Genomic DNA, 9,135 nt, shown 5'->3' with positions numbered 1-9,135 from the left:
AGTTTTTGATCCCATAGGGATAAGTGCAAAGTCTATAAGTCGAGCGTCCTCGACCCTATAACGACGTATGGGCACTTTACGAAGAAGCTAAAATCCGCTTCGTAAAGTGCCCTGTGGGAGGTGGAGGCGTCAGCCTCCAATCAAAATGATTATTTGATTTCGACAGAAGCACCAGCTTCTTCAAGTTCTTTTTTAGCTGCTTCAGCATCTTGTTTAGAGATACCTTCTTTAATTGTTGTAGGTGCACCTTCAACAGCGTCTTTTGCTTCTTTAAGACCAAGACCAGTCATAGCACGTACTACTTTAATAACGTTGATTTTTTTCTCACCACCGTCTTTCAAGATAACATCGAATTCAGTTTTTTCTTCTGCAGCTTCAGCAACAACAGCGCCGCCAGCAACCGCTACCGGTTGAGCAGATACTCCGAATTTTTCTTCGAATTCTTTTACAAGCTCAGAAAGCTCGAGGACAGAAAGGTTTGAGATAAACTCAAGAACATCTTCTTTAGTTACAGCCATAGTATTCTCCTATTGGTATTTTTATTTTGTTATGCCGACATCTCTATCAGCGTTTTTTCAAAGAAGCAATTAAGCTGCTGCTTCTTCTTTTTTACGTTTAAGCGCATCGAGTCCGATTGTAAAGTTGCGAACTGGTCCCATCCATACAGATGCCAACATTCCAAGCAACTCTTCGCGGCCCGGTAGGGTAGCAAATGCACGAACTTTGTTCTCATCAGCAGCTTCGCCGTCAATGTAAGCCGTTCGGATCACAAACTTATCATTTGCTTTTGCGAAATCAACTGCTGTTTTTGAAGCAGCGATTGCATCAGGTCCCCAAACGAAAATGTTAGTATCTTTAATTTCGATACCGCTCATCTCTGCATTGTTCAAAGCGATAGTTGCAAGTGTATTTTTTACAACTTGAACTTTTGAATCTTTTTCACGTGCAATTTTACGAAGTGCTTCAAGTTCAGACACTGCTAAACCGCGATAGTCACACATAATAACTGCAGCAGAAGATTTGAACTCATTAGTTAGATTACTAACAATCTCAGATTTCTGTGATTTATTCATAGTTTCTCCTTTCCAGACATAACAACTTCAAGCGGGGCAGAAGATTTCTGATTAAGGCCTTGGCCCCCTACTGTCTTCAGTCCATAAGATAAAGACAAAGCAAGCTTTGTCAAAAGACACCTTAACGGATGTCTAATAATTCTTGTGTTTCGAATTTGATTGCAGGGCTCATAGTAAGTGACAATGCTGCGTTTTTGATGTAGCGACCTTTTGCAGTCGACGGTTTAGCACGGTTGATAGCACCGACAAAAGCTTTGATATTTTCAGCAATTTTATCTGTGTCGAAACTCACTTTACCGATACCGGCATGGATGTTCCCTTTTTTATCAACACGGAAATTGACTTGTCCGCCTTTAACATTGCTAACCGCTTTTGCGATATCCGCAGTAACAGTACCGGTCTTAGGATTCGGCATCATCCCTTTTGGCCCGAGGATACGTCCTACTTGACCTACAAGACCCATACAATCAGGTGCAGCAACAACGATATCGAAGTTGATATTACCTGCTTTGATTTGCTCAACCAAATCTTCAGCACCTACGATATCGGCACCTGCATTTTTTGCTTCGTCAACTTTTGCACCTTTTGCAAAAACTGCAACACGAACCACTTTACCCGTACCGTGAGGAAGCACAACCGCGCCACGGATCATTTGGTCAGCGTGACGTGGGTCAACGCCTAGGTTCAATGCGATTTCGACAGTTTCATCGAATTTTGCAGATTTAAGCTCTTTTACAAAAGCTGCAGCATCGGCTACAGAGTAGCTTTTTGCCATATCAATTTTTTCACTAAGTTGTTTGTAGCGTTTTCCAGCCATTTGAATTCTCCAATATTAGAATCTGCCGCAAGATTTATTCTCTTTGCGGTCGAAGAGCTTTGTAGAAATTAATCTACGATATCAACACCCATTGAACGAGCAGAACCGGCGATTGTTGCCGCAGCTGCATCGATATCATCTGTATTCATATCTTGAATTTTTTGCTTAACGATTTCCATCAATTGAGCTTTAGTGATTTTACCCACTTTGTTTTTCATCGGATTATCAGTCCCTTTTTTAAGTCCAGCCGCTTTCATAATGAGAGCAGATGCAGGGGGTTGTTTTGTGATGAAAGAGAACGTTTTGTCCGCATATACTGTAATAACTACAGGGAGTTTAAAACCTGCCTTATCTTTTGTACGCTCGTTGAACGCCTTACAAAATTCCATGATGTTAACACCACGTTGACCGAGTGCTGGTCCAACCGGAGGGGCTGGATTAGCAGCGCCGGCTTGTACTTGCAACTTGATGTAGCCCGTAATTTTCTTTGCCATTTGTGCTTCCTTTTTTTGAGATTAAATTATTTTTTCGACTTGGGTATACGAAATATCCACCGGAGTACTACGTCCGAAGATAGAAACGTTGAGTTTCAATGTACCGTGTTCAAGATCGTATTCGTCAACGGTTCCGGTAAAGTTCGCAAACGGACCGTCTACGATACGAACCATCTCACCGTTCTCGAAGAATACTTTCGGTTTCGGAGCCGAACGGTTAGTAACACGATCCAAGATGACCGCAATGTCATTATCGCTCAACGGTGTCGGCTTATTGGATTCACCAATAAAACCGGCTACACGCGGTAGTGATTGGATACGGTGCTGCAAATCGATGGAAAGATCCATATTTGCAAATACATAACCTGAATACAATGAACGCTCAGTAATTTTCTTTTTTCCGTTTTTTACTTCAATAACGTCTTCTGTCGGAACGATTACTTCAGTAATAACGTCTTCAAGATGATTTTCAGCAATAATATTTTCGATAGCGGCTTTAACACTGCGCTCACTACCGGCATAGGTTTGAATCGAGTACCAACGATGTGCCATGTTTTTTCCTTAACTCAAAATTGCTGAAACAGTTGATGACATAATCAAATCAACTAGTGCTAAGAACAATACAATAAACGTAACAACAGCGACCACGGCAATAAATGCTTGTTTAACTTGCGGCTTCATAGGGAAAATAACTTTTGCAAGTTCCATTTTCGCATTATGAATGTAATGGTTTAGGTTGTTTTTCATCTATTTGTATCCTTCGGACATTTCCAACGAATAACGCTCTCAAGCATCATTAGTAGAAAATGAGTGGCAGGTCAGGAGGGATTCGAACCCCCAACAATCGGATTTGGAATCCGGCGCTCTACCATTGGAACTACTGACCTATAAAAACCCTCCGAAGAGGGAACTGATAATTAAAGTTTTGCTTCTTTATGAACCGTGTGCTCACGGCAAAATTTACAAAACTTACGTACTGAGAACTTCTCAGTGTGAGTTTTTTTGTTTTTAGTAGTGTGATAGTTACGACGAGTACACTTTTCACACGCTAAATGGATATTTTCACGCATGTTTTACCTTATTAGTCCAACCCGAAGGTTGGGGAAAATTATGCAAGGATTTTAGAAACAACCCCAGCACCGACAGTACGTCCACCTTCACGGATAGCGAAGCGAGTACCCTCTTCCATCGCGATCGGATGGATCAATTCAGCGATAATTTTTACGTTATCACCAGGCATAACCATTTCAGTACCTTCTTGCAAAGTAATCGCACCTGTTACGTCTGTTGTACGAACGTAGAATTGTGGGCGGTAACCGTTAAAGAATGGAGTATGACGTCCACCTTCTTCTTTGCTCAATACGTAAATCTCAGCCTCAAATTTAGTGTGAGGAGTGATTGATTTAGGTTTACAAAGAACTTGTCCACGCTCAACATCTTCTTTCTTAGTACCACGGAGAAGAAGACCACAGTTGTCACCTGCTTCACCCATTTCCATTTCTTTACGGAACATTTCAACACCGGTTACGGTAGTTGTTTGTGTATCACGGATACCAACGATCTCGATTGTTTCACCGATTTTGATTGTACCACGTTCGATACGACCTGTTACAACGGTTCCACGACCAGAGATAGAGAAAACGTCCTCTACAGGCATCAAGAAATCTTTATCCGTTTCACGCATAGGTTGTGGGATATAGCGATCTACTTCTGCCATCAATTTTTGAATTTTTGCTGACCATTCACCAAGAGTACCAGTTTTTGCTTCTTCAAGTGCTTTAAGAGCAGAACCAGCTACGATTGGTGTATCGTCACCCGGGAAATCATAAGTATCAAGAAGTTCGCGGATTTCCATCTCAACGAGTTCAAGAAGCTCTTCATCGTCAACCATATCTTCTTTGTTCATGAAAACAACGATGTATGGTACACCGACTTGTTTAGAAAGAAGAATGTGCTCACGTGTTTGTGGCATTGGGCCATCCGCTGCAGAAACAACAAGAATAGCACCATCCATTTGTGCAGCACCGGTGATCATGTTTTTAACATAGTCGGCATGCCCAGGACAGTCAACGTGTGCATAGTGACGGTTGTCTGTTTCGTATTCAACGTGTGAAGTAGCGATCGTAATACCGCGTTCGCGCTCTTCAGGAGCGTTATCGATTTGATCGTAATCCATCATTGCAGCACCGTTTGTTACTGCAAGTACAGCTGTAATAGCTGCTGTTAATGTAGTTTTACCGTGGTCAACGTGACCGATTGTTCCGATGTTACAATGTGGTTTATTACGCTGAAACTTCTCTTTTGCCATAGTGTCCTCCGACTGAATGTGTAAATGAAATTGGAATTATACCAAAAAACAGCTGAAATAGCTTTCAAGCTTTCAAAAATTACAAAATTATTACTGGAGCTCACGAGCGGATTTGAACCGCCGACCTCTTCCTTACCAAGGAAGTGCTCTACCCCTGAGCCACGTGAGCATAAAACAATGATAAATATGTATTTGGAAGCTTAAAAACTATTTTACGTTTTAAGGTAATGATGAAGTAGTAATTATGAAATGTATACTTCAGCTCCCAGTGGAGCGGGAAACGAGACTCGAACTCGCGACATTCAGCTTGGAAGGCTGACGCTCTAGCCAACTGAGCTATTCCCGCAGATGGTGGTGAGAGAAGGATTCGAACCTTCGAAGATAAAAATCAGCAGATTTACAGTCTGCCCTCGTTGGCCACTTGAGTATCTCACCACGGCCATAATCTGGTCTAACACTGATAAATGTAATGCGTTCCGATTTCATTCAATGGTGCCGGCACGAGGATTTGAACCCCGGGCCTATTGATTACAAATCAATTGCTCTAGCCAACTGAGCTATGCCGGCATTGGTGAAATGGAGCCGAAATTATATACACTCTTTACTAAAATGTCAAGCGTATTTTAAAGAAAATTATACGATTGTATAAATAACCTCTTTTTTCTTTTTTGTCTCAACAATTTCATTCAAAAATAACCCCTCAATATTCAAGGCTAAAAGTTCTTCAATTGTTCTTATTTGATGTTCAGCAACTTTACGCAGTATGATACCACGGTAAGCTTTCGCCCAATGGCTCACCACTTTTCCCTCTTTTAAAAACTTCAACGTTGTCGTTTGTTTTGTTGGAATATAAAATTTATCGTAAAACCCTGCACGTAAATCTAATATTTCCTGATCACCGACCAGATCATTCAATGCGACGGAAAAATGTTCTTTGTAATATTTATCAGGTGCAAATGCCCCAATCGCTGCACCTTGTTTAAGCTTATAATCGGGGATAAAATCGCCTGATCGAATCGGTCCGAAAAGATTGGAGAAAAGGATAACATTAACATCAAGATACTCTTTAGATTCAGAAGAAAGGCTTTGATAATCCAGATAATCATAGGCAACACCGTCATAACGCTCTATCGCTTTCATTGTCGGAGCTGAAGAAAATGGGACACGATAACGTTCATATTCTTTGGTATCTTTAATTCCAAAAAGCTCAAAAAGAGCTTCATTATTGCCATTACGGATCACATCTTCATACTGTTTAATGACATCGAGACGTTTTGAATAAAGCTCAGAGAATATAAGTTTATCGGGACTTAATGCAGGATGCGTCCCTCCCTCTTTTTTCCCTTCGCTGGGTGCAAATAAAATAACCATCAGTAATAGGCGGCAATAATGGCGTAACTAAGGAAAAACATCATATGTGACGCCCCCTCGAAATAGTTCGTCTCACCCTCATCCGTTGTTTTCCAGACCAATAGAATGGTCAGCAGCAGTGCACCGATTTGGAGCGGATTAAAATCAAGCGTCAGATTGATCCCTGAAAAATAGGCCAATAGCATCAGAATAGGTACAGTAAGGATAATAGATACCGTCGATGCCCCCATCGCAATATTAACAACCCGCTGAATCTGGTCGTTACGTGCAGCACGTACTGCAGTAAAGATTTCAGGAGAAACACTAATAATTGCGATTACAAGACCGGCCAAGCCGGCCGATATACCATGTTCACGTGCTATTACAACCCCGTTCCCTGCAAATATCTCCGCGCCGAATGCAATAACGGCAATTAAACCGAAGATTGCAATAAAATTAATAGGCGTACTTAGGTGTTCAAAAATATAATCACTGGAATCGTTTTCATCGATTTCGGCATCTTCCTCTTCTTGAAGCTTTCGTTTGAGACGGAAGAAACGGCTTCGTGCGGTCGCTTTAAAAAAATGGGTATGGGTTCGGGTTTGAAAAATAAAAATAATAATGTAAAAAAGAAGCAAGACTCCGGCAATCAAATGGCTTACATGCGTCAATGAATCAATCCCATGATCCGTATGGCTAAGAAGTCCCGGAACCAATAAAGCACTGGACGCAACAAATAAAACGGTCGTATAGGCACTGGAAGTCTCTTTATTATGCTGTTGCTGGGTAAAGGCCAAGCCACCTAAAAAGACGGCAAGCCCCAACAAGACATTCAAATCCACAATAACAGCGGAGATAATCCCCCCTTTGACGGTCTCTAACACTTCAGGAGAATGACGTACTTCGAGTAAAATAACATACAGAAGGATGATTTCGACGGCTACCGCGCTGAACGTAAGGACAAAGCTTCCGTAAGGTTCATGAAGACGTTCAGAGAGGATATCGGCCACTTCGGCAACCGTTAGAGAGAGTGCGGCAATTCCGATTGCCGCGAACACTGTTGAAAGAGAAGATTCATGTTGAGCGTTAAATATAAAAGCTAATGCGATTGAAACTACACCTATAAAGATGTCCCAATAATCTTCAATAAAATAGCGTATCCGCCTATCCAAAATTGTATCCTTTATAATAGCTATCAAAAAGCCGTGTTTAAAATAGTACCATATTTAGTACTTAAGTTGATTTATATCTTTAAATCCAACCTTTTCGTTTAAAGATATAGACCGGCAATATCGATGAAATAATCATCATGATGATAGAGAGCAGATAGCCGTACTGCCAATGCAATTCCGGTAAAAGATCAAAGTTCATCCCATAAATACTTGCAATCAAGGTTGGAGGGAGAAATACGACATTGACGATCGTAAACATTTTGATGACTTTATTTTGTTCAATGCTCAAAACACCGACGAAAATATTTTGGAGATAATCAAGACGCTCAAAATTGAAGTCGGTATAGTCAATCAGCGACTTAATGTCTTTAAGCATGACGGTAACGTCGTGCTTAAGAGAATGTTTGTATTTGCTCGACTTCAAAAAAGCACTCAAAATACGCTGCTTATCGTTTAGATTTTCACGTATCTGCATATTCAGGTCTTCTAATGATGAAATACGTTCCAATATCTCTTCGTCTTCGTTTGTATAGTCGGTCAAAACATGTTTACGGACACGGGTAATATCTTTTGAAAGTTTTTCAATGATATCGGCATCGGCATCGATACGGATATCTAAAATCTGGCAAAAAATATCGTACCCGGTCTCAAACTGTTTCGGTGTGGCAAAGAATTTGCGGTTAAATTCATCAAATGTATAAAGTGTCGTGTATCGGATCGAAATCAAAAGATCCCGGTAAAGGATAAATGATACCGTTTCATTATGCGAATGTGGAGTTGACGTAACCAAGAAATAGCTATTGATTTCAATACGATCGTTCTCTTCCCAATAACGCGAACTGATCTCAATCTCTTCGGTCTCTTGTTTGGTCGGGAATTTAATATTAAACGTATTTTCGATGAAAACAATCTCATCATACGTCGGCATTAGCATATCAATCCAGATCACTTTTTCGATTACGTCGCCGTCAAGTTCCGACATCGTATCGATAAACGCAATTGCATTTTCATTACGGACATAACATTTAATCATTGGATAGTCCTTTCCTAAATCGCTCTTTATAACTGCATTTTTGACACAGCTCCTCGCTGCATTGCCCTTTGGCAAACCCTTCTCTGATGGCAAGGGAGCGTTTCGATATCAGAATTTTACCCAAATTTGTTGCTCGAAGGTTACCTAGGTCCATAATTCCTTCCCCGTCCAAACAGCACGGCACGACTCGGCCGTCTGCCAAAATAGCGATTTGTTTGCTTAAACCATGACAATATCCGTCACTAAGAACGGTATTGCTCAAACTCGGCCATTCAAAATAGCGGTCAAAATGGAGCAAAATTTTGGATGCCAATCGAATCGATTGTCGTTCACCGTTCATCTGAGAAACGATTTCGCCTTCTTGAAGCCCAAAATGATTCTCTAAAAGGGAAAATAGATTCGTATTAAACTCTTTTTCACTCTGAACCTCATCGAGATTCCAAAGCCTCAAATTAATAAAGAAATCGCTTTGCTGCGAAAGCTTCTCATCACAGAGTGTGAGTATGTTTTCCATGTATGCTTCGAACGTTCGCGCAACACTGTTTTTATTGAAACTGTTCAACGAAATATTCACTTGTCGAAGTGCAGGATGAAAAAGAGCCTCTCGCCGCATAGAATCGAGATAAAATCCGCTGGTGGTAATCATCACTTTCAATCCGCACGCATACGCAATATCAAGATAACTCTTCAGATTACTAAGCACCATGGGATCACCCATCACATGCAAGGCGATCTCATCCGTATACTCTCGGAGCTGCTCTACAACAGATTGGAAAAAAGGCAGCTCCATCGTCAAGGTCGGTTGACTCTTCGGAGGGCAGAAACTGCAGGACAATCCACACACATTGGTTATTTCAATATAGGCACGATGAAATTTCATTAGCTATA

General features: G+C 41.0%; 12 protein-coding genes and 5 tRNA genes. All 17 read right to left on the bottom strand.

Going from position 1 to position 9,135, the window contains the following annotated elements; translation table 11 throughout:
• Nucleotides 1-149: 149 nt before the first annotated feature.
• The 17 genes from rplL to PHE37_RS03500 all read right to left on the bottom strand — a co-directional run bounded on the left by rplL (nucleotide 150) and on the right by PHE37_RS03500 (nucleotide 9,127).
• The gene (rplL, locus tag PHE37_RS03580) at nucleotides 150-518 is read right to left on the bottom strand and encodes a 50S ribosomal protein L7/L12 (RefSeq protein WP_299923300.1); all 369 of its coding nucleotides are present in this window, start codon (nucleotides 516-518) and stop codon (nucleotides 150-152) included.
• Nucleotides 519-587: 69 nt separating this feature from the next.
• On the bottom strand, nucleotides 588-1,073 hold the full coding sequence (gene rplJ / locus PHE37_RS03575; protein WP_299996939.1) for a 50S ribosomal protein L10: 486 nt from the start codon (nucleotides 1,071-1,073) through the stop codon (nucleotides 588-590).
• 121 nt (nucleotides 1,074-1,194) lie between these two features.
• Nucleotides 1,195-1,890: a 50S ribosomal protein L1 gene (gene rplA, locus PHE37_RS03570; protein WP_299996937.1), complete on the bottom strand. Its 696-nt coding sequence runs from the start codon at nucleotides 1,888-1,890 to the stop codon at nucleotides 1,195-1,197.
• A 68-nt stretch (nucleotides 1,891-1,958) separates the two neighbouring features.
• Nucleotides 1,959-2,384, bottom strand: a complete 426-nt coding sequence (gene rplK, locus PHE37_RS03565; RefSeq protein WP_015654570.1) for a 50S ribosomal protein L11 — start codon at nucleotides 2,382-2,384, stop codon at nucleotides 1,959-1,961.
• A 21-nt stretch (nucleotides 2,385-2,405) separates the two neighbouring features.
• Entirely contained in the window at nucleotides 2,406-2,936 is a 531-nt protein-coding gene (gene nusG, locus PHE37_RS03560) for a transcription termination/antitermination protein NusG (protein ID WP_299997934.1), read from the bottom strand.
• Nucleotides 2,937-2,945: 9 nt separating this feature from the next.
• Nucleotides 2,946-3,131, bottom strand: a complete 186-nt coding sequence (gene secE, locus PHE37_RS03555; protein WP_299997931.1) for a preprotein translocase subunit SecE — start codon at nucleotides 3,129-3,131, stop codon at nucleotides 2,946-2,948.
• Between the two features lie 64 nt (nucleotides 3,132-3,195).
• Nucleotides 3,196-3,271, bottom strand: a tRNA-Trp gene (locus PHE37_RS03550).
• Nucleotides 3,272-3,301: 30 nt separating this feature from the next.
• Nucleotides 3,302-3,454 (bottom strand): 50S ribosomal protein L33, encoded by a 153-nt coding sequence (gene rpmG, locus PHE37_RS03545; RefSeq protein WP_013461134.1) that lies wholly within the window; start codon nucleotides 3,452-3,454, stop codon nucleotides 3,302-3,304.
• Between the two features lie 38 nt (nucleotides 3,455-3,492).
• Complete coding sequence (gene tuf, locus PHE37_RS03540; protein WP_299997929.1) at nucleotides 3,493-4,692, bottom strand: elongation factor Tu; 1,200 nt, start codon at nucleotides 4,690-4,692, stop codon at nucleotides 3,493-3,495.
• 94 nt (nucleotides 4,693-4,786) lie between these two features.
• Nucleotides 4,787-4,861 (bottom strand) — tRNA-Thr (locus PHE37_RS03535).
• Between the two features lie 100 nt (nucleotides 4,862-4,961).
• A tRNA-Gly gene (locus PHE37_RS03530) sits at nucleotides 4,962-5,038 on the bottom strand.
• Nucleotides 5,039-5,041: 3 nt separating this feature from the next.
• Nucleotides 5,042-5,127, bottom strand: a tRNA-Tyr gene (locus PHE37_RS03525).
• 55 nt (nucleotides 5,128-5,182) lie between these two features.
• Nucleotides 5,183-5,259, bottom strand: a tRNA-Thr gene (locus PHE37_RS03520).
• 66 nt (nucleotides 5,260-5,325) lie between these two features.
• Nucleotides 5,326-6,063 (bottom strand): YaaA family protein, encoded by a 738-nt coding sequence (locus PHE37_RS03515; protein ID WP_299997867.1) that lies wholly within the window; start codon nucleotides 6,061-6,063, stop codon nucleotides 5,326-5,328.
• The gene (locus PHE37_RS03510) at nucleotides 6,063-7,214 is read right to left on the bottom strand and encodes a sodium:proton exchanger (protein WP_299997870.1); all 1,152 of its coding nucleotides are present in this window, start codon (nucleotides 7,212-7,214) and stop codon (nucleotides 6,063-6,065) included. The genes PHE37_RS03515 and PHE37_RS03510 overlap by 1 nt, the downstream gene beginning before the upstream one ends.
• Before the next feature lie 79 nt (nucleotides 7,215-7,293).
• Entirely contained in the window at nucleotides 7,294-8,247 is a 954-nt protein-coding gene (gene corA, locus PHE37_RS03505; RefSeq protein WP_299997873.1) for a magnesium/cobalt transporter CorA, read from the bottom strand.
• Nucleotides 8,240-9,127: a radical SAM protein gene (locus PHE37_RS03500; RefSeq protein ID WP_299997875.1), complete on the bottom strand. Its 888-nt coding sequence runs from the start codon at nucleotides 9,125-9,127 to the stop codon at nucleotides 8,240-8,242. Before PHE37_RS03500 ends, corA begins: the two co-directional genes overlap by 8 nt.
• Between the last annotated feature and the right edge of the window lie 8 nt (nucleotides 9,128-9,135).

It is taken from the genome of Sulfuricurvum sp. (genome assembly GCF_028681615.1).
Taxonomy (GTDB): domain Bacteria; phylum Campylobacterota; class Campylobacteria; order Campylobacterales; family Sulfurimonadaceae; genus Sulfuricurvum.
This window is presented reverse-complemented; position numbering and strand designations above follow the sequence as displayed.

Excerpts from the sequence above, each read along its gene's own strand:
- PHE37_RS03515 (WP_299997867.1), bottom strand. The coding sequence starts at position 6,063 with ATGGTTATTTTATTTGCACCCAGCGAAGGGAAAAAAGAGGGAGGGACG.
- secE (WP_299997931.1), bottom strand. The coding sequence starts at position 3,131 with ATGAAAAACAACCTAAACCATTACATTCATAATGCGAAAATGGAACTT.
- rplA (WP_299996937.1), bottom strand. The coding sequence starts at position 1,890 with ATGGCTGGAAAACGCTACAAACAACTTAGTGAAAAAATTGATATGGCA.
- rplJ (WP_299996939.1), bottom strand. The coding sequence starts at position 1,073 with ATGAATAAATCACAGAAATCTGAGATTGTTAGTAATCTAACTAATGAG.
- PHE37_RS03500 (WP_299997875.1), bottom strand. The coding sequence starts at position 9,127 with ATGAAATTTCATCGTGCCTATATTGAAATAACCAATGTGTGTGGATTG.
- tuf (WP_299997929.1), bottom strand. The coding sequence starts at position 4,692 with ATGGCAAAAGAGAAGTTTCAGCGTAATAAACCACATTGTAACATCGGA.
- rplL (WP_299923300.1), bottom strand. The coding sequence starts at position 518 with ATGGCTGTAACTAAAGAAGATGTTCTTGAGTTTATCTCAAACCTTTCT.
- rplK (WP_015654570.1), bottom strand. The coding sequence starts at position 2,384 with ATGGCAAAGAAAATTACGGGCTACATCAAGTTGCAAGTACAAGCCGGC.
- rpmG (WP_013461134.1), bottom strand. The coding sequence starts at position 3,454 with ATGCGTGAAAATATCCATTTAGCGTGTGAAAAGTGTACTCGTCGTAAC.
- nusG (WP_299997934.1), bottom strand. The coding sequence starts at position 2,936 with ATGGCACATCGTTGGTACTCGATTCAAACCTATGCCGGTAGTGAGCGC.
- corA (WP_299997873.1), bottom strand. The coding sequence starts at position 8,247 with ATGATTAAATGTTATGTCCGTAATGAAAATGCAATTGCGTTTATCGAT.